We start from the raw sequence: 21,600 nt of genomic DNA, 5'->3' as shown, positions 1-21,600 counted from the left end.
AAGGTATGGTCTAAGGTGGCGAAGCAGGTCCCCGAACGCTCCAAGTCCGACGACAGCAAGGCGTCACGTCGCACGGCCGCGGCGGCGACGACCGACAATCCACGCCGCCAGCGGCTCTGGCGCGACCTCGGCCTGATCGCCATCGCGCCGGCTCTGTTGTATCTGGCGGCCAGTCTGTTCACTTACTCCGCCACCGACCCGGGTTGGTCGCATACCGGCAGCGTGGTCGCGCCGGTGCACAACATGGGCGGGCGCGCAGGGGCCTGGATCGCCGACGTGCTGCTGCAACTGTTCGGCTACATCGCCTTCCTGCTGCCGGTGGTGCTGGGCGCGCTGGCGTGGATCGCCATGTTCGGCCTCAAGCGCGAGAGCAAGGGTGAGAACGACCTGGACCCGGCGCTGCGCCTGGTCGGCCTGGTCGGCTTCCTGATCGCCGGCACCGGCTTCCTGCACGTGCGCCTGTTCAGTGGTGATGTCTCCAGTGCCGGCGGCATCCTCGGCAAGCTGGTCGGCAATTCGCTCACGGTGGGCTTCGGCGCGCTGGGCGCGAACCTGTTCGTGCTGGTGCTGCTGCTGGCCTCGATCACCTTGGCAACCGGGTTGTCCTGGTTCAGCGTGATGGAGAAGATCGGCCGTGGCGTGATGTCGCTGGCGCCGTTGCTGGAGCGCAAGAAGGAAGAAGTCACCGAGTGGAAGCAGACCCGGGTGATGCGCGAGGAGCGCCAGGAAGTGCGCAAGGCCGATGCCGAGGTGCGCGCCAAGCGCGAGCCGGTGAAGATCGAGCCGCGCCCGGAACCGGTGATCGAGAAGAGCGACCGCGCCAAGCGTGACAACCAGATCCCGATGTTCCGTGGCGTCAACGGTGACGGCTCGGACCTGCCGCCGCTGGCGCTGCTGGATGATCCCAAGCCGCAGCCGAAGGGCTACGACGAAGAGACGCTGGAGACGCTGTCGCGGCAGATCGAATTCAAGCTGAAGGATTTCCGCATCGACGCGCAGGTGGTCGGCGCCAATCCCGGCCCGGTCATCACCCGCTTCGAGATCGAGCCGGCGCCGGGCATCAAGGTCAGCCAGATCAGCTCGCTGGACAAGGACATCGCGCGCGGGCTGTCGGTGAAGTCGGTGCGCGTGGTCGACGTCATCCCGGGCAAGTCGGTGATCGGCCTGGAAATCCCCAACGTGACCCGCGAGATGATCTTCCTGTCCGAGCTGTTGCGCTCGAAGGAATACGACAAGTCGGCCAGTGCGCTGACCTTGGCGCTGGGCAAGGACATCGCCGGCCGCCCGACCGTGGCCGACCTGGCGCGCATGCCGCATCTGCTGGTGGCCGGTACCACCGGTTCGGGCAAGTCGGTGGCGGTCAATGCGATGGTGCTGAGCCTGCTGTTCAAGGCTTCGCCGAAAGACCTGCGGATGCTGATGATCGACCCGAAGATGCTCGAACTGAGCGTCTACCAGGGCATCCCGCACCTGCTGGCGCCGGTGGTCACCGACATGAAGGAGGCCGCCAACGGCCTGCGCTGGTGTGTGGCCGAAATGGAGCGCCGCTACAAGCTGATGAGCGCGGTGGGCGTGCGCAACCTGGCCGGCTTCAACAAGAAGGTGAAGGAAGCCGAAGACGCCGGGCAGCCGCTGATGGATCCGCTGTTCAAGCCGAACCCGGAACTGGGCGAGGCGCCGCGCCCGCTGGAGACGCTGCCGTTCATCGTCATCTTCATCGACGAATTCGCCGACATGATGATGATCGTCGGCAAGAAGGTGGAAGAGCTGATCGCGCGCCTGGCACAGAAGGCACGTGCGGCCGGCATCCATCTGATCCTGGCCACGCAGCGCCCATCGGTGGACGTGATCACCGGCCTGATCAAGGCCAACATCCCGACCCGCATCGCCTTCCAGGTCAGCTCCAAGATCGACTCGCGCACCATTCTCGACCAGTCCGGCGCGGAAACCCTGCTCGGCCACGGCGACATGCTGTACCTGCCGCCGGGCACCGCTCTGCCCGAGCGCGTGCACGGCGCCTTCGTCTCCGACGAGGAAGTGCATCGCGTGGTCGAGCACCTCAAGGCGATGGGCCCGGCCGATTACATCGACGGCGTGCTGGACGAAGTGCAGACGATGGGTGACGGCGTGGTGGTCGGCGCCACCGGCCTGCCGGAGACCAGCTCCGGCGGCGGCGATGAGTCCGATCCGTTGTATGACGAAGCGCTGCGGGTGGTCACCGAGACCCGCCGCGCTTCGATTTCCGGCGTGCAGCGCCGGCTGAAGATCGGCTACAACCGCGCGGCGCGACTGATCGAGGCCATGGAAGCGGCCGGTGTGGTCAGTGCGCCCGAACACAACGGCGACCGCACGGTGCTGGCACCGCCACCGCCGAAGTAAGGCCCGACGTACCCCCACGACGTCCAAGGAACCGACGCATGCTTCACCCCGTCCCCAGCGCGCTGGCACTGGCGCTGGCAGCCTTGATGGCTGCCGGCCCGGCACTGGCAGATACCGCCACCACCGCGCCCGCCACGGCGCCGCCTTCCACCAGCGGCGATACCGAAGCCAGCAACAACTTCAGCATTGTCCGTTACCGCGCCGACTACCAGGTGCGGCCGGATGCGGGCAATGTGCAGACCGAAACCTACGAAGTGCTGCTCAAGACCAAGGCCGCCGTCGAGCAGTTCAGCCAGGTGCGGCTGAGCTACAGTGAAAAGATGGAAACGCTGGAAGTGCTTGGCGCCTACACCATCACCGCTGACGGCCAGCGCCGCGACGTGCCGGCCGACCGCATCTACACCCAGGAAAGCTACTCCAGCGCCTCGGCGGCGATGTACGCCGACCGCAAGGTGCGGGTGATCGTGTTCCCGAACCTGGCCCCGGGCACGCGCCTGTACTACCAGGTGCGGCGTACCCAGGCCACGCCGTACTTCCCCGGCTACTTCGGCCTGTGGGAGACCTTCAATGTGTTCACCGAATACGAGGACGCCGAGGTCACCCTGAGTGCGCCGGCCAACCTGCCGATGTTCGTTGACAGCCGCGGCGTGCAGGGCAGTGATCGCCCGGTGGTGAAGAATGGCCAGGCGCAGTGGCGCTGGCACTACCATCGCCGCGAAGCCATGCCGGCGCAGAACTGGTCGGCGGCCGGCTGGGAGTTCGGCCCGAACATCATGGCCAGCACCTATCGTGACTGGTCGCAGATGGGGCGCGCCTACCAGCTCAAGGCCGGCCCGGCCGCGCAGGTCACGCCGGAACTGCAGGCGCTGGCCGACCAGGTCACTGCCGGCATCAGCGACCGCCGCGCGCAGGCCGACGCCCTGTACCGCTGGGTGGCGCAGAACATCCGCTATGTGGCGGTGTACCTGGGCAACGGCGGTCTGGAGCCGAACAGCGCACAGAGCATCCTCGACAACCACTATGGCGACTGCAAGGACCATGTGACGATCCTGGAGGCGCTGCTGGCGGCCAAGGGCATCGTCAGTTCGCCGGTGCTGATCGGTGCCGGCGGCGGACCCACGCTGCCGAAGATTCCGGTGCTGGGCCGCTTCAACCACGCCATCACCTACATTCCCGAATTTGATCTGTACCTGGATTCGACTACCGCATGGGCGCGTTTCGGGCAGTTGCCGGAAGGTGATCTGGGTGCGCCGGTGATGCGCACGCGCGATGCCACGCTGGCGCGCACCCCGGCCAACACCCCGCAGCGCAATGCCACCTCGATGGAGGTGCGCTTCACGTTCGATGCCAACGGCAACCTGCGCGGCGAGACCGTTCCGAAGCTGGGTGAGAACGCCGAGATCGGCATGCGCGCGCAGTTCTCCCAGCTCAACGCGCAGAACCGTGCGCGCGCTGAAGAGCAGATCATGGCCGCGTCCGGTTTCGATGGGCGGGGACAGTTGCAGATCCAGGGCGTGCCTGTCGACCTGACCCGGCCGTTCGGTTATCGCATGGCGTTCCAGGCCGAGGACTACGCCGACTTCAGCGTGGCCGGCGGCATGGCCGTGCCCGATCCGCCGGGCGGCGAATCGGTGCGTGGCCTCTACGCCACCGCCTCGGCGCCGGCCAACGAGACGCCGTTCTACTGCAACGCCAGCCTGCGCGAAGAAACCTACCGTCTGCAGTTCCCGGCCAATGCGCCGATCATCGCCATTCCGGCCAGCCAGCGCTTCAGCAATGCCGCAGGCGACTACCGGGTGGATTGGAGCCGGCAGGGCCAGGAAGTAACCGTGCACCATCGCCTGCAGCAGAACGCGGTGCGTGGCCCGGAAGCGCTGTGCCAGCCACAGGACTACGCCGCGTTCCGCGCGCTGTACCGCGAAGTGCGTCGCGGCTTCCGTGGCCAGGTGCTGTACGGCAAGCTGCCGGCGGCTGGCGGCTGAATCGCCGATGGACGTCCGGGGCGGCATAATGTCGCCCTGATCGCCCATTCATGTTTCTACGGGCACACTGGCCACTACCTTTCCTGGCGTTCGCGCCCACAGGATTTCCGCATGAACTTCCGCTTCCACCGTTTCCTCGCCACCACCACCCTGGCTGTGGCCTGTGCCGCCGCTGGCAGTGCCTGGGCCGGCGCCCGCGATGATCTCAAGGCCTTCACCAGCGGCCTGAAGGGCCTGGATGGCCAGTTCAGCCAGCAGGTGTTCGACAGCCGGGGCAAGGTGAAGGAATCGACCAGCGGCCGCGTGGCGCTGTCGGCACCGCGCCTGTTCCGCTGGGAGTACGTGCGCCCGCACGAACAGCTGATTGTGGCCGACGGCAAGAAGGTCTGGATGTACGAGCCGGACCTGGAGCAGGCCACCGTGCGCGAGCAGGGCAAGGAAGAGCAGAACAGCCCGCTGACCGCGTTGATCAACCCGGCGCTGCTGGAACAGCAGTACGACCTGAGCGAAGAGGCGGCGCAGCGCGATGGCCTGCAGTGGCTGTCGCTGTCGCCCAAGCGCGATACCGAAGCCAGCTTCCAGTACGCCGCGTTGGGCTTCAACGCCCAGGGCCTGGCCAAGATGGAGATTACCGATGCTGTCGGCCAGCGTACCGTGATCACCTTCAGTGGCTGGAAGCGCAACCCGGGCTTCGCGGCCGGCACCTTCAGCTTCATCCCGCCGAAGGGCACCGACGTCATCGGTAATTGAGGTGTGACGCCGGGCATGGCCCGGCGTTACCGTCCTGGGTGGGTGCCAACCTGGGTTGGCACGCATTTGGTCTGCCGGCCAGCGGCCGGCACTACCGGAATCGTGGCCACCCGGCGCGGTACAATAGCCGCGTGCCAAGACATCGCTCCACTTCCTTCCCTGGCCCCGATCTGCTGAGCGTTGATCGGGATCACCTGCGTCCGCTGGCCGAGCGCATGCGCCCCCGCACCCTCGATGAGATGGTCGGGCAGAAGCGCCTGCTGGCGCCGGACAGCGCGCTGCGTCGCGCGGTCGAATCCGGCCGCGTGCATTCGATGATCCTGTGGGGGCCGCCGGGCTGCGGCAAGACCACGCTCGCGCTGCTGCTGGCCGAGTATTCCGACGCCGAATTCCGTGCCATCTCCGCGGTGCTGTCCGGCCTGCCGGAAGTGCGCCAGGTGCTGGCCGAGGCCGCGCAGCGCTTCGCCGAAGGCCGCCGCACCGTGCTGTTCGTGGACGAGGTGCATCGCTTCAACAAGGCGCAGCAGGATGCGTTCCTGCCGCATATCGAGCGCGGCACCATCCTGTTCGTCGGTGCCACTACCGAGAACCCGTCGTTCGAACTGAATTCGGCGTTGCTGTCGCGCTGTCGCGTGCACGTGCTGGAAGCGGTCTCGCCGACCGATATCGTCGAAGCGCTGGAACGTGCGCTCGGTGACCGCGAACGCGGCCTGGGCGAAGAGCGCATCGAGGTTGCTCCCGAGCTGTTGCTGGAAATCGCAACCGCCGCCGACGGTGATGTCCGGCGTGCGCTGACGCTGCTGGAGATCGCCGCCGAACTGGCGGGCGGGGAGGGCGGGCGTATCACCCCGCAGACCCTGACCCAGGTGCTGGCCGATCGCACCCGGCGCTTCGACAAGGGTGGCGAGCAGTTCTATGACCAGATCTCGGCGCTGCACAAGTCGGTGCGCAGCTCCAATCCCGATGCCGCGCTGTACTGGCTGACCCGCATGCTCGATGGTGGCTGCGATCCGTCCTATCTGGCGCGCCGGCTGACGCGCATGGCCATCGAGGACATTGGCCTGGCCGATCCGCGCGCGCAAAGCATGGCGCTGGAAGCGTGGGACATCTATGAGCGGCTGGGCAGCCCGGAAGGCGAGCTCGCCTTCGCCCAGCTGGTGCTGTACCTGGCCAGTACCGCCAAATCGAACGCCGGCTATGCGGCCTTCAACCAGGCCAAGGCCGATGTGCGCGAAAGTGGCACTGAAGAAGTGCCGCTGCATCTGCGCAACGCGCCGACCAAGCTGATGAAGGAGCTTGGCTACGGTGCCGAGTACCAGTACGACCACGACGCCGAAGGCGGCATCGCTCTGGACCAGACCGGATTCCCGGATGCGATGGGCGAGCGGGTGTACTACAACCCGGTGCCGCGCGGGCTGGAGATCAAGTTGAAGGAAAAGCTGGACCGCCTGCGCGCCGAACGTGAAGCCGCGCGCGCCGCAAAGGGCCGTTGAGTCGACCTATGTAGAGTCGAGCCATGCTCGACTCCCCTCTTGCATGGGCATACAGGTACCTCTTGGAACAGCAGCCAAGCATGGCTGGGCTCTACAGGGGTAATGGCAGTCGAGCGTGGTTCGTCACCACATTGTCCTGCGCGCGTTCATTTGGCACACTGCGCGGCTTCTCTTATCAAGGAACGATGCCGTGCAGGAAATGATTCTGCCGTTGAAGCGCTACGCCCAGTTCGAGGGTCGTGCCAACCGCCGCGAGTACTGGATGTTCCAGCTGTTCCTGCTGATCGTCTCCGCTGTGCTGATGGTGCCGCTGGTCACCGCGCTGGTGATGCAGTCCGACGTCCTGGGCATCGCGTCGATCATCCTGTTCGTCGTGTTCTGGCTGGCTACGCTGGTGCCGGTCATCGCCGTCAACGTGCGCCGCCTGCATGACTGCAACCAGTCGGGCTGGTTCTACCTGCTGGCGCTGGTGCCGGGCGGTGGAATCGTGATCCTGGTCTTTGCGCTGCTGCCGGGTACGCCGCAAGAAAACGCGTATGGTCCGGTGCCTGTGGGCCCCTGACATGGCGTAAGTCGAGCATGGCGCGACTCTACAGTGGCAAAGAAGAGAAGCCGGCAATTTGCCGGCTTCGTCGTTACTTGAGGCTGCAATCGCCGAAGGACAGGTAGTCGGTGCCGGAGCTGAACTGCAGCGTGCAACTGGCGGTGAAGACAGCGCCTTCCTCCAGTTCACCCAGTTTGGCCGCCTGCTGCTCATCATCGCTGGTCAGTCGGGCCAGGACATTGCCCTGGTCATCGCCGGCCTCGATGAGCGGTTCGCCCGCCATGTTGCTGGAAACGCCCAGCGCCACGGCGGTGAAGGTCACCGTCTGGTTGAGTTCCTGCATGCTCAGCGTCGAGTTGCCGGCCTCTTCAAAGGCCTGGTAGAGCGTGGGCAGATCCTGCGCGGCGTGCGCGGCCAGCGGTGCGAACAGGCCGAGGGTAAGGGCGATCAGTGCGGTGTGCTTCAAGGGAGTCTCACAATCATGGGATCCAATCCCATGGCGGTCGTGGCGCGGATGAACGCGACCCGGACGACGGCGAAGAGCCTGCCGTCCATGGCCGCGCTGGAGGTGGGGCGGTCCAATGCCCCAGTGGGCGGAAAAATAGGGGAAGTGCCGCCTCCTGTGCAACCGGCTCGTCGCGCGCGTGATACACAGTGTGACGTATTATCGATGTGATAATCATTCGCGTTTGAGGTAGACTGCGGTCCCTTGTGAACCGGCGGCTTCGGGCTGCCTCCGCTGCCGCTGATGAAGCATTTCGTCCTGCCTTCGCGTCGTGGTCCGCTGGTCCGCGGCCTGGCCGCCTTGATGATGGGTCTGCTCCTGGCCACTCCCTATGCCCATGCGCAGCAGCGCAACCCGCTGCAGAAGATCGGCCACACCGTGCTCGACGAGCCCGCGTCCAGCTACCGGTTCGAGCAGTTCGTGGTGGACAGTCCGGACCAGCAGCGCCGCTGGCGTGTGAATGTGGCCATTCCGGCCACGGCGGGTAAGGCCCCGATGCCGGTTCTGTATGCGCTGGACGGCAACGCGGTGGCGATGGTGCTGGACCAGCCGATCCTGGCCGAGCTGGCCGCGCGCAAGGCACCACCGGTGCTGGTACTGATCGGCTACGACAACGACCTGCGCATCGATTCGAAGGCGCGTACCCGCGATTACACCGCATGGATCGACCGTGCCGACGATGAGAGTGGCACGACCCAGGCGGTCGGCGGTGGCGCCGCAGCCTTCCTGGATGTGATCGAACGCCGGATCAAGCCGGAAGTCGAGCGTCGTGCACGCATCGATGCGCAGCAGCAAGCGCTGTGGGGTCATTCGCTGGGCGGGTTGTTCGTGCTCAATGCGCTGTACACCCGTCCCGCCGCGTTCCAGTCCTATCTGGCCGCCAGCCCGTCGCTGTGGTGGAGTCAAGGCGCTGCGCTGGGCGATCCGGAGCAGCAGTTCGTGCAGAACGTGCATGGCCAGCCGGCGAAGCTGTGGCTGATGCTGGGCGGTGCCGAGCGCGTCGGCGATCGCGGCAAGCGTGACATGAACAATCCGCGCGTGGTCGCGCACCTGCGCCGTATTGGCGGTGCCACGCCCGATGCAGCCATGCAGCTGTCCGAACGCCTGGGCAAGGTGCCCGGGCTGAGCGTGCAGTACCGCGAGTTCGACGGCCTGGGCCATGGTCCGATGCTGCCCGCCTCGTTCCACGCTGCGCTGCACGAACTGTACGGCGTGACCGATCGCAGCGTCGGCGACGGCGCCCTGAATGGCAGTGACAACGCTGCCGAATGAATCCGTACGCACGCAGTGCCGTGCGACCCCACCACCCAGGCGAGGCTGCCGGCGTGCAGCGGCCCAGGCAACCGATGAATCCCGCGTCACGTGGCGCGGCCTACGTGTGCAAGGAGCCTTCCATGTCGTTCCGTCCGTCTCTCCGTCTCACCTCTCTCGCCGCCGGCCTGCTGCTGGCCGTCACCGCCACCGCGCAGCCGGTGTTCGACCAGCCGGCCAATGCCACCTTCAAGGGCGAGGTGGTCTCGCGGGGTGAGAATGTGGTTCCCGGCAGTACTGCCGACGTGGTCGGCCGTGGCTTCGTGCCGGGCCAGAAGGTCAGCCTGCTGCGCGGTGACAGCGTGCTCAACGCGCAGCCGGTGGTGGTCGACGCCGATGGCAACTTCAAGACCCAGCTGAGCATCCCGACCGATGCAGTGCCGGGCACCCACCCGGTGGTGGTGCGGGCCAGCCAGCCGGCCGCGGCCACGGTGCTGAAGCTGCGCGTGTCGCCGCAGCTGCCGCTGTCCGGCCAGGCGCAGTTCGCCACCCAGTCCAACAAGCTGGTGCCGGGCCTGTACCAGTCCGCCTACAGTGCGGCCAGCAACGCGGTGTTCGTGACCTCGGCCGTAGGTCGCCCGCCGGTGACCCAGTCGCAGCTGCTGAAGCTGGACCCGAAGACGCTGAAGGTGACCCAGGCGATCACTCCGGCACAGGTGCCGGGCAGCACCAACGGTGCGGTGTACGCGGTCTATGGCGTGGGCGTGGATGACACCAACGGCAATGTGTGGGTGACCAATACCCGCCAGAACTCGATTGCGGTCTATCGCCAGAAGGACCTGTCGCTGGTCCACCAGTTCCCGGTCGATGCCGTGCCGCATGCGCGCGACGTGGTGGTCGACGGCACCCACGGCAAGGTGTTCGCCTCGGCCACGGGCGAGGACCACCTGTCGGTGTTCGATGCCAAGACCTTCAAGGAGCTGCCGCAGGTGACGCTGGAGTCCGGCGTCGATGACGGCAAGTTCACCCCGATGAGCCTGGTGCTGGACGAGAAGGGCGGCAAGCTGTTCACCGTCAGCATCGGCACCCCGGAAGCGGCGGTGATCGATGTGGCCAGCGGCAAGGTCGACAAGGTCATCGACCTGGGCAATTCGATCAGCGCCTCGGGCGTGGCTTTCGATGCGGCGCGCAACCGCCTGTACGTGGCTTCGCAGGGCACCGACAACCTGCTGATCGTCGATGTGGCCGCAGGCAAGGTGCTGCACGATGTCCCGGTCGGCGCCGGTGCGCTGAACGTCGCTTTCGATGATGCCTCCGGCCTGGCGTATGTGAGCAACCGTGGCGCTGGCACGGTCACCGTGGTGAATGGCGAGGGCAAGGTGGTCGCCAACCTCGACGGCGGCACGCTGCCGAACCACGTCCGTGCCGATGGCAAGGGCAACGTGTTCGCGGTGAACAAGTCGCGTGGCGCCGAAGACCCGAAGGGTGACCGCATCACCCGCATCACCCCGAAGCAGTAAGTCACCGGACAGGGCGGCGTAGGCGTCGCCCTGCCAGCAAGGAGAAGACCCATGAACATCGCGTCCCGCCTGCGCCTGTGCGCGCTTCCGTTGGCTGTTTCGCTGGCGCTGAGCGCCTGTGGTGGCACTTCGGCGCCGTCCGATGCCGCCAAGTCCGCCGAACCTTCGGCCGCAGCGTCGACTGCGGAAACCGCGCTGCCGGAAGGCTGGCAGCGCGTGGCCGGCGCCGGGATGCCGGCGGTGCATGACCAGACGGCCGTGCTGCCGGCCAAGGTGCACTCCGACGACGGCGCCGACATCGAGGTGACCGATACCAGCCGCATCATTGCCGGTGGCGACGATGTCATCGCGGTGATCGAGGCGCTGGGGCTGGGCAAGCAGGTGTTTGCCGCGCCGACCAACACGACCACCCAGGCCGGCCTGGCCGCGCCGCACCAGTTCCTGTTCAACCGCACCACCGGCGTGGAAGGCGTGCTGAGCCTGAAGGGCTCGCTGTTCCTGGGCAACAGCCTGCGCCGGCATACCGAACTGGCCAAGAGGCTGCGCGAAGTGGGCGAGCCGGCGGTGGTCATCGACGATCTGCAGCCGGCGCCGGACAAGGTGCGCAAGGTCGCCGCCGCGCTCGGGGTGACCGAGGCCGGGCAGGCGCTGGCCACCCAGGTGCAGCGCCAACTGGACGAGGCAGCAGCCCTGGGCAAAGGCCTGGGCCATGCGCCGCGCGTGATCCATGTCTCGGCCACCGGTGCCGGGGGCGCGCCGACCGTGGCCGGTGCCGACAGCGCCTCGGCGCAGCTGATCGCGCTGGCCGGCGGGGTCAACATCGGCACCGAAGCGGGAGTGAAGAACTACTCGCAGCTGAGCAATGAAGGCGTGGTCGCCGCAGCACCGGAGGTGATCCTGGTGACCGAGCATGACCTGCAGCTGTTCGGCGGTGCCGACGGCCTGTGGAAGTCGTACCCAACGCTGAAGCAGACCCCGGCCGGGCAGGCCAACCGGGTCTGGGTGATGCCGGATGTGCAGCTGAAGTACACCAGCGTCGGCTCCGGTGCCGGTGCGCTGGCGCTGGCCAAGGCGTTCGCCGCGATGCCCAAGGCATGAGTCCAGCGGATCGGCGCCGCCGTCGCGGGCGGATGATGGTGATGGTGGCGCTGCTGGCACTGTTGGGGGCGGTGCTGGCGTCGTTTGCCGTGGGTCCGCTGCGGCTGCCGCCGCTGGAGGTGGTGCAGGCGCTGGGGGTGAAACTGGGCCTGTTCGATCCACAGGCGGTCAGCACTCGCGATCTGGCCGTGGTCTGGCAGCTGCGCATTCCGCGCGCGTTGCTGGGCGCGATGGTTGGTGCCGCGCTGGCCATGGCCGGTGCCAGTCTGCAGGGCCTGTTCGGCAATCCACTGGCTGATCCGGGCATCGTTGGTGTCAGCCAGGGTGCGGCACTGGGTGCGGTGGCCGCCATCGTGCTCGGCGCGGCCGGTGCCGCCGGTTGGCTGGTGCCGGTAGCCGCCTTCGTCGGTGGCGCCTTGGCCATTGGCCTGACCTATGCGCTGGCGCGGCCGGGCAAGGGCAGTGGCAATGCGACGCTGCTGCTGGTCGGCATCGCGATGGCGGCATTCTGTTCGGCGCTGATTGGTTTCCTCACCTATATCGCCAGCGAAAGCGAGCTGCAGTCGCTGGTGTTCTGGCAGATGGGCTCTCTGGCACGTGCCAACTGGGCCGACGTGGCCGCCGTGGTGCCGCTGTTTGCCATCGGTGTGCTGGCGCTGCAACGGTTGGCAACGCCGCTGGACATGCTGGCGCTGGGTGAGCGCCAGGCGCAGCACCTCGGCCTGGATGTGACCCGTACGCGACGCCGCCTGGTGGCCTTCAGTGCGCTGCTGGTCGGTGCGGCAGTGGCGTTTGCCGGTTCGATCAGCTTTGTCGGCCTGGTGGTGCCACACGTGGCGCGGCTGCTGGTCGGCCCCGGCCATCGCTGGCTGCTGCCGCTGTCCGGCCTGCTCGGGGCATTGCTGATCGTGGTGGCCGATACCGCAGCGCGCACGCTGGATCCGCCCGCAGAGATTCCGCTGGGCCTGTTCTCCGCCGCGCTGGGAGCGCCGTTCTTCCTCTGGCTGGTGCTGCAGCAGCGCCGCAAGGCGACACCATGAGCGTGCTGTTGAAGCTGCACGAGGTGGTGGTGCGCCGCCAGCAGCGCGAGATCCTGCATGGCATCTCGCTGGCATTCGAGCCCGGCACGGTGACCGCGCTGGTCGGCCCGAATGGCGCAGGCAAGTCCACGCTGCTGGCGGTGGCCGCCGGAGACCTGCGCGCCGATGTGGGCGAGGTGAGCCTGCTGGGCAAGCCGTTGGCCAGTTACAAGGCCGGGCCACTGGCGCGGGAGCGCGCGGTGATGCCGCAGGAGCACGGCGTGCGCTTTGCCTTCAGCGTGGAAGAAGTGGTGGCGATGGGGCGGTTGCCGCATCCACCGGATCCAGTGGCCGATGATGCCCAGGTGGAGGCGGCGATCGATGCCGCTGAACTGCAGGCATTGCGCCTGCGCGAAGTGCAGCAGCTGTCCGGTGGCGAATCGGCTCGCACCACGTTCGCCCGTGTGCTGGCGCAGGATACGCCGCTGTTGCTGCTGGACGAGCCGACCGCCGCGCTCGACCTGCGCCACCAGGAGCGCACGCTGCGCAGTGTGCGTGCCTGTGCCGAGGCGGGTGCGTGCGTTATCGTGGTGCTGCACGATCTGAATCTGGCGGCCGGTTATGCCGACCGCATCGTGCTGCTGGAGCAGGGCAGGGTGGCCGCAGATGGCACGCCATTGCAGGTGCTGACCGAAGACAACCTGCAGCGGGTCTACCAGCAGGACGTGGTGGTGCTGGAGCATCCGCGGCGTGGCGTGCCGCTGGTGGTGGTGACCTAGCCTGGAGCTGCCGGGGCAACGACGAAGGGCGCGAGCGGGGAATCCACATCGCGCCCGTGTAGTGCAGGTACACGCCGGCAACAACGATGGTGGCGAACGGGATCCACAGCGGAGCAAACGTGGCGTATGCCCAGCCCCGGGATCTGCGCGCGGCGGCCAAGCTGAGATCAATCTGGCCAGGCAGGTGGAGCACTTCGGCCTTGTTTGCGTACACGATCGCAACGATCCCCAGCAGCCAGTTGCCCAGCAGAAGCGACGCCCATGCGAGGCGTTTGGGGTCATTCGGGGCGTGTGTCGTCGGAGGGTTCATGGAAGCCTCCACAGTTACGGGTGGGGCGCATGCTCGCTTCCTCCTGGCGCCATTGGAATACAAGAATTACGAAAGACGTCTGGCGGCAGGCGGCGGCCGTCGCACTCTGTCGCGCTATCATGCTGCGATCCAAACTTTTCAATGGACTGATGCAGTGATTCGTAATGCTTCGCGTAGTGTGTTGTTCGCTGCGATGCTCGTCTCGACGACCGCCGCCCATGCGGCCTCCACCTCTACGGTTTCGCTGACCCACGCGGCCGAGAACGCCTCGCTGATCGAGACCCGGCATGCCACTGGCGAGGGCGCTGCCGTCACCTCGATCAGGACGCAGTACTTCGCCAACGAGGAAATGTCGGTGAGCTGGGACGACCAGCAGGTGCTGGTGCTGTGCAAGGAGGCGGCGTACCTGAAGATTCCTGCTGCCAAACTGGAGGGCGGTGCGCTGACCACCGAACAGCGGCAGATGATCGTCTATCAGGCACTGATGTCGGGCCTGGGGGCTGTGGCAGGCGTGATCGGGCCGGCGGGCGAGGAGGTGGTCGTGGCAGATGATGGCGGCGAGACCCGCAGCGTCGGCGAAAGCAGCTGGGCGTACGGTGTCGAGCGCCATGAAGTGACCACTCAGCGCTTGCCGGATGGCACGCTGCGGGTGCGCGCGCGCAAGACGGAAACCGTGAACACCACGCCGCCTGCCAGCCCCGATGACATGTTCAGCACCGAGGACGACCAGGCCGCGCGGTTGTCCGAACTGGCGCCGGTAGGCAGCTGGACCGAAGTACTGATCCAGGGTGGCCCACGCCAGGCACAGGTGGACCCGGCGATGTCGTTGAAGGGCTGGCTGCCGATGGCGGACGATCAGGCGGCGACGGTAGCCGAGGCGCGCAAGCTGCACCGCTGCAAGTAAGGCAGGGCAGGGGTCGGTTCCCTTTGCTCTGGCAAAGGGAACCGACCCCGATCCTGATCCGTACCCGCATCGTTCCATTTATGTGTGCAATATTCACTTGCGCGCCAGATTGGCAGGTCTAGAATGCGCCCCATGAACCGGATGCCGCTCCTGAAGTTTTTCACCCTGACCCGCGCAATCGCGGAACGGGCGTGTCTGCCTGGAGCCCCGCGAGGCCGCTGAAACGGCCATCGCTGGACCTTCTACAGAGCGCCCTCCGGGGCGCTCTTTTCGTTTTTGTTTCTTTTTTTGTGAGTCGACTCTACCCAGTCGACTCTACCCAGTACCCAAGGAGAACGTGCCATGCACCAGATCGCCGAGACCGAACGCTAGCCGCGCGCCCTGTCGCCAACCGGGGTGCGCGGCCCCTGAAGTTGGCTTTGCAGGAATCTCTCCATGAACACCCAGATCCTTTCCCGCCGTCGCAACCTCGGCATCATTGCCCACATCGACGCCGGCAAGACCACGTTGACCGAACGCCTGCTGTGGAAAAGCGGCGAAATCCATCGCGTCGGCGAAGTGCACGACGGCAACGCGACCACCGACTTCTCGGCGATCGAGCGCGAGCGTGGCATCACCATCGGCGCGGCTGCCGTGCAGGCGCAGTGGGCGCCGCGCGATCTGCCGCTGCATCGGTTGACCCTGATCGATACCCCCGGCCACATCGACTTCGCCATTGAAGTCGAGCGTTCGCTGCGCGTGCTCGATGGTGCCGTGGCCGTGTTCTCGGCAGTGGACGGTGTGCAGCCGCAGTCCGAGACGGTGTGGCGCCAGGCGCGTCGCCATCGCGTGCCGCTGATCGCCTTCGTCAACAAGATGGACCGCGTTGGTGCCTCCTTCGAACGCGTGCTGGAGCAGCTGCAGGACAAGCTGCAGGCGCGGCCGTGGGCGCTGGGCGTGCCGCTGGGTAGCGAAAGCAGCTTCAACGGCTGGGTCGATCTGGTCGATGAGCGCGTGCTGCGCTGGCAGGACGGCGCGGCGACGTCCGTCACCCCGTGGGACGAGGCGATGCGTGCGCAGTGGCAGTCGCGCCGCGATGCGCTGGTCGAGGCGGTGGCCGACCACGATGACGTGCTGGCCGATGCCTGGCTGGAAGGTCGCGTGATCGACGCCGAACAACTGCGCGCAGCGATCCGCCGGGCGACCCTGGCCGGCGCCGGTGTGCCGGTGCTGGCAGGGGCGGCCTTCAAGGACAAGGGCATCGAAACGCTGCTGGACGCGGTGGTCGATTACCTGCCGTCGCCGCTGGATCGGCCTGCGGTCACCGCCGAATCAGACCACGGTGACGTGTCGCTGCCGCCGGACCCGGACGGTCCGTTGGCGGGCCTGCTGTTCAAGATCACCCACCAGCAGCACGGCGCCCTCAGCTTCGTGCGGCTGTACTCGGGCACCTTGAAGGCCGGTGATGCGCTGGCCAGTTCGCAGCATCCGCAAGGGCGGCGTGTCAGCCGCCTGGTGCGGGTGCAGGCCGACCAGACCCACGACATCGAGCAGGCCGTGGCCGGTGACATCGTCGCGGTGCTGGGCTGGAAGGATGCGGTCAGTGGCGAGACGCTGAGCAGCCGAAGCCAGCCGCTTCGCCTGGAGAACATCCAGGCACAGGTGCCGGTACTGGCGTGGCGGCTGGAGCCGGCGCGTGCGGCCGACCTGATCCGCATGGCGCAGGGGCTGGCCAGCCTGGCCCAGGAAGACCCATCGTTCCGCGTCGAAACCGATCGCGATACGGGTGAGACCCTGGCCTGGGGCATGGGTGAGCTGCACCTGGAAGTGATGGTCGAGCGCCTGCGCAGCGAATGGAAGGTCGAGGTCGGCGTGGGTTCGCCGCGCGTCGCCTACCAGGAGACGCCGTTGCGCGCGATGACCGGTGTCGTCGGGCGGCTGGTCAAGCAGACCGGCGGCCAGGGCCAGTTCGCGCAGGTGGTGCTGGATGTGGCGCCGCGCGAGGACGACCAGGTGGTGTTCAACGACCGCATCGTCGGTGGCGTGGTGCCGCGCGGCTTCATCGCTGCGGTGGAGAAGGGTGTGCGTGCTGCGCTGTCCGAGGGCCCGCAAGGGCATCCGGTGGTCGGTATCGAGGTCAGTCTTGTCGATGGCCAGACCCATGCCAAGGACTCTTCGGAGATGGCGTTCCATCGCGCCGGTGCCGAGGCGATCAAGGCGGCGCTGGCCGAGGGTGGCACGCAGCTGCTGGAGCCGGTGATGGCGGTGACGGTGCATTCGCCGTCGGCGTCGGTGGGGGATGTGGTGGGCGACCTCAATCGCCGCCACGGCCGCGTTGCCCGCATCGATGACCAGGAAGGTCGCGCCGAAGTCAGTGGTTTCGCACCGCTGGCGCAGATGGTGGGCTACACCACATCGCTGCGCTCGCTCAGTCAGGGCCGGGCCAGCAGCGAGGCACACCTGCACGGGTACGAGCCGGTGCGCGCCGCATGAAGAAGATGAGGGGAGCCCGTTCGCGGGCTCCCTTTTTTTGTGCTGGCATCGGTTCGGTATCCACGCATGGCGTGGGTGTATTCGACGCGGCGCGCGAAATTTTTGCACTGCACCGCAACAAAACCGCAGAAAAAGCTGGATTAAAGTGATGCCTCACGATAAATTGCGCACCCCCCGTTGCTCGCCGCCGCCCGCACCCCGCCCATGCGTGATGACAAAGACCCCGGAACCCTTGAGCTGACCCTGCCGCGCAAGCGCGGTCGTCCGCCCAAGTTCGGGTACGCGATGAGCGACGCGCAGCGGGCCGCGCGCTACCGTGCGCGCAGGGCCGGGCAGGCCAATCACGCCGACGTGCGCTCGTGCAGCGACATGGTGCTGCTGGACAAGATCCGTGCCGCCGTCAGTGCCCGCGATACCGAGCTGGCCGGTTTCCTGGTCCATGTGCTGTGGCAGCGCTATCCCCTGCAGCTGAAATAGTGCGCCGATGGGGTGGCTGTTGTCATCGTGCTTGTTGATAATGCGGGATTCAGGTTGTTCCCGCTGGCGTGCCCGGGATGGCAGGCGCGCATGATCGAACGGTTCCCAAGATGACCACCACCAGCGACACCACCACCGAAGCTGCGCCGAGCGGCGCACCCCTGTTCTATTCCCGTCCGGTGCCGCTGCAGGCCGATCTCCACGCCGACCTGCGCATCCTGCCGGGCCGCCTCGAGTTCGCCGCCGGCAACAACGCCATTCCGCTGGTGCTGGGCGAGTTCGCGCTGGCCCTGCATCACTTCCCGATCCTGTTTGCCGGCCCGGGCGCGGTGCCGATGGCCGCCGTGGGCGTGTCCGACCAGAACCTGTTCATCAAGGACGGCCTGTGGGAAGACGAGACCTACATCCCGGCCTACCTGCGCCGCCATCCCTTCATCTTCATCGACACCGGCGCGGACAATGACTTCCTGCTGGGCATCGACGAAGACAGCCCGCGCGTTGTCAAGGGCGGCGAGGAAGGGCAGCCGCTGTTCGCCGACGGCAAGGCCACCGAAATGGTGCAGCAGGCGCTGGAATTCTGCGGCCAGTTCACCCGTGAACACGAGCAGACCCTGGCCTTCTCCAAAGCCCTGGTCGACAACGGCCTGCTGGTCGAGCGCAACGCCACCGTGCGTACCCCCGATGGCCGTGAGTTCAACCTCAATGGCTTCCTGGTGGTGGACGTCGAGAAGTTCGTCGCGCTGCCAGAAGCGACCGTTGTCGAGTGGCACCGCAGCGGCTGGATGGCGCTGATTCACCAGCACCTGATGTCGCTGGGTCGCTTCAACGACCTGACCCGCCGCCAGGTCGAGCGCCTGGCCGCCTGATCAGGGCGATGGCAGGGCGTCCGCGGTGCGGGCGCCGTGCCAATCCCTCAGGCGTTCAAGCAGCTGCCGCGCCGCGCTCCAGTCCGGCGTGGCGCGCTGCCCCAGATCCCAGAGTGCGGCCGCCAGTGCGGCCTGCTCGTGGGCGCCGAGCATCTGCAAGGTCCCCTGCAGTCGATGTGCATGGTGGCGCAGTGCGGGCGCGTTGTGATCGCGCAGGCAGCCTTCAATGCTCCCTAGTTCGTTGCCCATGTCGCTCAGATAGGCAGCCAGCAGGCTGTCGGTTGCGGCGGTTGCTTCGGCGGGTGCGACTCCCTGCGGTGCGTGCAGTTCCAGCGCCTGCAGCAGCTGCGCCGGCCGCAGCGGTTTGGTCAGCACGGCATCGAAACCTGATGCCCTGCAGCGTTCAAGATGCCTGCGTCCGGTGCGCGCGGACAGGGCGATCAGTCGCAGCGGCGTGTCCGACTGTCGACGCAGCTCACCTGCCAGTGCATGGCCATCCATGCCGCTAAGCCCGATATCAAGCAGCATCACGCTGCGAGGGTGGCGCGCCTGTTCGGCCAGCGCTTCGGTGGCGTCAGCCACCGCGCACACCTCGGCGCCCAACTGTCGCAGCTGTTCGGCAACCACGCGCCGGGTCAGTGGGTGATCCTCGGCCAGCAACAGCGCCAGCCCCGCCAGCGGAGCTGTCGCAGCGCGAGCCGGTGCCGGATCCGTGATTGCCCTGATGGCGCGCACCGGGAGGCGCAGGATGAATCGGCTGCCTTTGCCGAGCACGCTGTGCACGGTCAGTTCGCCTCCCATCGCGCGGGCCAGCTCGCGGCAGATGGCCAGCCCCAGCCCGCTGCCGCCACGACGCTTGCCCCCGGTACCCTGCTGGAAGGGGTGGAACAGGGTTTTCAACGTGTCAGGCGCAATGCCGATCCCGCTGTCGATGACCTCCAGCAGCAGTTCGCGCGGCCGCGCGGGCGGTACCAGATCCAGGCGTAGCTCGATGCTGCCGGCGTCACTGAACTTCACGGCATTGATCAGCAGGTTGCTGGCGATCTGGCGCAGGGCATCCGGGTCGACCAGTACGCTGGGCGAGGGCGCCGCAGGCGCCGCAAACTGCAGCCGCAGCCCCTTGCGGCGAGCCTGAGGATCAATGGCATCCAGCACCTGCTGGCACAGGCCCAGCACATCGCAGGGCCGGGGCTGTGGGGTGAACGTGCCGGCGGCCAGACGCGAGAAGTCCAGCGCCCGATTCAGCAAAGCGCGAAGCGAGTGGCCGGCGGCCTTGGCAACGCCAACCAGCTCGCCTTGCCCGCGGCGTAGCGGCGACTGTGCGAGCAGTTCGATCGCGGCGAGCATGGCCTGGGCTGCGTTGCGCATTTCGTGGCTGATCATGCCCGCCGCGCGTGCGCTCAGCCGATCGCCGCCTGAGCGCAGGCGATGGCGCAGGCGCCACAACAAGGGCAGGGCGGCCAGCAGGGGGATCAGCGCCACCCAGGCAAGCGCAGGCGGTTGCCGCGCCCAGCGTAGCGCCTCGCCGAGGGAGGCTGGCAACGCCTGCTCGGCCCATAGATGCAGCAGGCCGGCGTGCTCGTCCAGCGTGATGTCACGCACGGCCTTGTCGATCCGTCGCAGCAGGGCTTCGTTCTGGCGACGCACCAGCAGATGCAGGTCGGAGGAGAAGTCACTTTCAAGTGGTTGCAGTTGCAGGCTGCCATTGAAGTGGCGACGGACCATCGGTCGCAGGGTGCTTTCCAGGCCGATGGCTACGTCGGCGAGGCCCGCTGCAACGGCGGCAAGCGTGGCGTGCCGATCCGGAAAATGCCGCAGCTGAATCTGCGGATGATGTGCGGCCAGCCAGCCCGCAAAGGGCCCGCCCCGGACCACCGCGATCGTCCACCCGTGCAGTTCGTGCACGTCGCGTGGCAGCCGCGTGCCCGAACGTGCGGCCAGCAGCGTGGCCCCGCCGGGATATGCGCCGGACGCGATCAGGTCAGGGCAGGGGGGGGCACGGTGCCTGGCGCCGTCGAACACCATCACCAGTTCAGCCTCATTCTGGCAGACGGCGTGGATTGAAGCCTCGATGCTGGGGTAGGGGATCTCTTCAAACACCAGGCGGGTATGCCGGGACACGATCTCCGCATAGCCATGGGCAAGGGTTGCCGGAGACGCGTTGTCAGTCAGTGCGGCCGGCATCGGACGCAGGGACGGCGGCATGGCCACCCGGACATGGCCGTTCGGAGGCCAGTGTTGCAGCGTGGCATCCTCGGCCGCCGCGCCGGGCAATAGAAGCAGCGTCAGCAGCAGTGCAATCAACGCAGGCTGGCGGAGTGCGCTGCCGCGTCTCACCGCAGCTCCAGCATTCGTTCACGCATGGCGTAGACTTCAATGTCGCTGCGCAGCCCAAGCTTGCGCAACGCGGCGATCTTCTGCGTACTGACGGTCTTGATGCTGCGATGGCGGCGCAGGGCGATCTCGGACAGGGTGAATCCCTCCAACAGCAGATCCAGGACCTCACGCTCGTTGCGGGTGAGCTCGTCACGTCCGATGGCCGGGGTGAAATCCGGCGGCACGCGGGTCAAACCTTGTGCAACACGCAGGATCGCGTCGGAGAGGGCGTGGAGTGGCTCGGCCTTGCTGACAAAGCCACTCAGTCCGGTGCCGATCAGGTGATTGAGATTGGTGGTGGGCAGGTGGGTGGCGAAGGCCAGCAGCGGCAGGCGAGGGAACTGCTCGCGAAGCAGCGCCACCAGCTCGGCGCCGTCGCGGTCGCCCGGGGCCAGGCTCAGGTCGATGATGGCCACATCCACCCGGGCGTACCGCAGGCTGCCGATGAGATCGTCGCTGTGGGTATGGCTGGCGACGATGGTGAAGCGGCGGTCGCCGGCAAGATGGAGGGCGGTGCCGCGACGGACGATTTCGTGGTCATCCAGAAGCGCCAGTTGCAGGGGGCGCGGTGCAGGAAATCCATTCATGCGCAGGAGGTGATCGGCGCCCGCAGGCGTGGTGACCATTCTGGGGCCGCTGTCGCGTCGAACATCGAAATCGTTGGATTTTTGCGATTATTCCTAGAGATCGATGGGCTGTATCCATCGATATCCTGTGAATCATTGACGTGATGGATTGGTGCGTGGTGCAAACTCCTCCGATTGGCCGGGGGGTATCTGGCACGCCTGCTTCTGTCAGATGCCGCCCGGTTACGGTTACTATGCGAAGCCATCACAGAGAGAAAGGACGTGTCATGGGGATGACAAGGGAAGTTC

General features: G+C 66.9%; 18 protein-coding genes. 15 read left to right on the top strand and 3 right to left on the bottom strand.

What is annotated here, in order from left to right:
* The first annotated feature begins 15 nt into the window (after positions 1-15).
* From AC5YGJ_RS04705 to AC5YGJ_RS04685, 5 genes are all read left to right on the top strand, one after another.
* On the top strand, positions 16-2,379 hold the full coding sequence (locus AC5YGJ_RS04705; protein WP_107230493.1) for a DNA translocase FtsK: 2,364 nt from the start codon (positions 16-18) through the stop codon (positions 2,377-2,379).
* Positions 2,380-2,417: 38 nt separating this feature from the next.
* Positions 2,418-4,361 (top strand): DUF3857 domain-containing protein, encoded by a 1,944-nt coding sequence (locus AC5YGJ_RS04700; RefSeq protein WP_496185907.1) that lies wholly within the window; start codon positions 2,418-2,420, stop codon positions 4,359-4,361.
* 111 nt (positions 4,362-4,472) lie between these two features.
* Positions 4,473-5,111, top strand: a complete 639-nt coding sequence (gene lolA / locus AC5YGJ_RS04695; RefSeq protein ID WP_496185906.1) for an outer membrane lipoprotein periplasmic chaperone LolA — start codon at positions 4,473-4,475, stop codon at positions 5,109-5,111.
* 215 nt (positions 5,112-5,326) lie between these two features.
* On the top strand, positions 5,327-6,604 hold the full coding sequence (locus AC5YGJ_RS04690; protein WP_496185905.1) for a replication-associated recombination protein A: 1,278 nt from the start codon (positions 5,327-5,329) through the stop codon (positions 6,602-6,604).
* A 190-nt stretch (positions 6,605-6,794) separates the two neighbouring features.
* Entirely contained in the window at positions 6,795-7,166 is a 372-nt protein-coding gene (locus AC5YGJ_RS04685; RefSeq protein ID WP_496185904.1) for a DUF805 domain-containing protein, read from the top strand.
* 73 nt (positions 7,167-7,239) lie between these two features.
* Here AC5YGJ_RS04685 and AC5YGJ_RS04680 read toward each other — a convergent pair whose 3' ends face one another.
* Positions 7,240-7,614 carry a hypothetical protein gene (locus tag AC5YGJ_RS04680; protein WP_496185903.1) on the bottom strand — a complete coding sequence of 125 codons (375 nt, stop codon included), beginning with the start codon at positions 7,612-7,614 and terminating at the stop codon, positions 7,240-7,242.
* Positions 7,615-7,896: 282 nt separating this feature from the next.
* Here AC5YGJ_RS04680 and AC5YGJ_RS04675 point away from each other — a divergent pair, with 282 nt between their 5' ends.
* From AC5YGJ_RS04675 to AC5YGJ_RS04630, 10 genes are all read left to right on the top strand, one after another.
* The gene (locus AC5YGJ_RS04675) at positions 7,897-8,925 is read left to right on the top strand and encodes an alpha/beta hydrolase (protein ID WP_496185902.1); all 1,029 of its coding nucleotides are present in this window, start codon (positions 7,897-7,899) and stop codon (positions 8,923-8,925) included.
* Between the two features lie 122 nt (positions 8,926-9,047).
* A complete protein-coding gene (locus AC5YGJ_RS04670) occupies positions 9,048-10,424 on the top strand; it encodes a YncE family protein (protein ID WP_496185901.1) in 1,377 nt (458 codons plus the stop codon).
* A gap of 51 nt (positions 10,425-10,475) precedes the next feature.
* The gene (locus AC5YGJ_RS04665) at positions 10,476-11,522 is read left to right on the top strand and encodes a heme/hemin ABC transporter substrate-binding protein (protein ID WP_496185900.1); all 1,047 of its coding nucleotides are present in this window, start codon (positions 10,476-10,478) and stop codon (positions 11,520-11,522) included.
* A complete protein-coding gene (locus tag AC5YGJ_RS04660) occupies positions 11,519-12,562 on the top strand; it encodes a FecCD family ABC transporter permease (protein WP_496185899.1) in 1,044 nt (347 codons plus the stop codon). Before AC5YGJ_RS04665 ends, AC5YGJ_RS04660 begins: the two co-directional genes overlap by 4 nt.
* The gene (locus tag AC5YGJ_RS04655; protein ID WP_496185898.1) at positions 12,559-13,320 is read left to right on the top strand and encodes a heme ABC transporter ATP-binding protein; all 762 of its coding nucleotides are present in this window, start codon (positions 12,559-12,561) and stop codon (positions 13,318-13,320) included. The genes AC5YGJ_RS04660 and AC5YGJ_RS04655 overlap by 4 nt, the downstream gene beginning before the upstream one ends.
* A gap of 464 nt (positions 13,321-13,784) precedes the next feature.
* Positions 13,785-14,534 (top strand): hypothetical protein, encoded by a 750-nt coding sequence (locus AC5YGJ_RS04650; RefSeq protein WP_496185949.1) that lies wholly within the window; start codon positions 13,785-13,787, stop codon positions 14,532-14,534.
* A 435-nt stretch (positions 14,535-14,969) separates the two neighbouring features.
* Complete coding sequence (gene fusA / locus AC5YGJ_RS04645; RefSeq protein WP_496185897.1) at positions 14,970-17,006, top strand: elongation factor G; 2,037 nt, start codon at positions 14,970-14,972, stop codon at positions 17,004-17,006.
* Complete coding sequence (locus AC5YGJ_RS04640) at positions 17,003-17,155, top strand: hypothetical protein (RefSeq protein WP_496185896.1); 153 nt, start codon at positions 17,003-17,005, stop codon at positions 17,153-17,155. Before fusA ends, AC5YGJ_RS04640 begins: the two co-directional genes overlap by 4 nt.
* Before the next feature lie 55 nt (positions 17,156-17,210).
* Entirely contained in the window at positions 17,211-17,483 is a 273-nt protein-coding gene (locus AC5YGJ_RS04635) for a hypothetical protein (protein ID WP_005409616.1), read from the top strand.
* A gap of 110 nt (positions 17,484-17,593) precedes the next feature.
* Positions 17,594-18,349: a SapC family protein gene (locus tag AC5YGJ_RS04630; protein ID WP_107230511.1), complete on the top strand. Its 756-nt coding sequence runs from the start codon at positions 17,594-17,596 to the stop codon at positions 18,347-18,349.
* Here AC5YGJ_RS04630 and AC5YGJ_RS04625 read toward each other — a convergent pair whose 3' ends face one another.
* Together AC5YGJ_RS04625 and AC5YGJ_RS04620 are read right to left on the bottom strand one after the other, a co-directional pair.
* On the bottom strand, positions 18,350-20,686 hold the full coding sequence (locus AC5YGJ_RS04625; protein ID WP_496185895.1) for an ATP-binding protein: 2,337 nt from the start codon (positions 20,684-20,686) through the stop codon (positions 18,350-18,352).
* On the bottom strand, positions 20,683-21,312 hold the full coding sequence (locus AC5YGJ_RS04620) for a response regulator (protein WP_496185948.1): 630 nt from the start codon (positions 21,310-21,312) through the stop codon (positions 20,683-20,685). Before AC5YGJ_RS04620 ends, AC5YGJ_RS04625 begins: the two co-directional genes overlap by 4 nt.
* Between the last annotated feature and the right edge of the window lie 288 nt (positions 21,313-21,600).

This window comes from Stenotrophomonas sp. CS3K5, assembly GCF_059515225.1.
The sequence above is the reverse complement of the archived record's forward strand: the minus strand, read 5'-3'. Positions and strand labels throughout refer to the sequence as shown.

Excerpts from the sequence above, each read along its gene's own strand:
- AC5YGJ_RS04620 (WP_496185948.1), bottom strand. The coding sequence starts at position 21,312 with ATGAATGGATTTCCTGCACCGCGCCCCCTGCAACTGGCGCTTCTGGAT.
- AC5YGJ_RS04690 (WP_496185905.1), top strand. The coding sequence starts at position 5,327 with ATGCGCCCCCGCACCCTCGATGAGATGGTCGGGCAGAAGCGCCTGCTG.
- AC5YGJ_RS04635 (WP_005409616.1), top strand. The coding sequence starts at position 17,211 with ATGCGTGATGACAAAGACCCCGGAACCCTTGAGCTGACCCTGCCGCGC.
- fusA (WP_496185897.1), top strand. The coding sequence starts at position 14,970 with ATGAACACCCAGATCCTTTCCCGCCGTCGCAACCTCGGCATCATTGCC.
- AC5YGJ_RS04630 (WP_107230511.1), top strand. The coding sequence starts at position 17,594 with ATGACCACCACCAGCGACACCACCACCGAAGCTGCGCCGAGCGGCGCA.
- AC5YGJ_RS04670 (WP_496185901.1), top strand. The coding sequence starts at position 9,048 with ATGTCGTTCCGTCCGTCTCTCCGTCTCACCTCTCTCGCCGCCGGCCTG.
- lolA (WP_496185906.1), top strand. The coding sequence starts at position 4,473 with ATGAACTTCCGCTTCCACCGTTTCCTCGCCACCACCACCCTGGCTGTG.
- AC5YGJ_RS04675 (WP_496185902.1), top strand. The coding sequence starts at position 7,897 with ATGAAGCATTTCGTCCTGCCTTCGCGTCGTGGTCCGCTGGTCCGCGGC.
- AC5YGJ_RS04700 (WP_496185907.1), top strand. The coding sequence starts at position 2,418 with ATGCTTCACCCCGTCCCCAGCGCGCTGGCACTGGCGCTGGCAGCCTTG.
- AC5YGJ_RS04665 (WP_496185900.1), top strand. The coding sequence starts at position 10,476 with ATGAACATCGCGTCCCGCCTGCGCCTGTGCGCGCTTCCGTTGGCTGTT.
- AC5YGJ_RS04640 (WP_496185896.1), top strand. The coding sequence starts at position 17,003 with ATGAAGAAGATGAGGGGAGCCCGTTCGCGGGCTCCCTTTTTTTGTGCT.
- AC5YGJ_RS04660 (WP_496185899.1), top strand. The coding sequence starts at position 11,519 with ATGAGTCCAGCGGATCGGCGCCGCCGTCGCGGGCGGATGATGGTGATG.
- AC5YGJ_RS04655 (WP_496185898.1), top strand. The coding sequence starts at position 12,559 with ATGAGCGTGCTGTTGAAGCTGCACGAGGTGGTGGTGCGCCGCCAGCAG.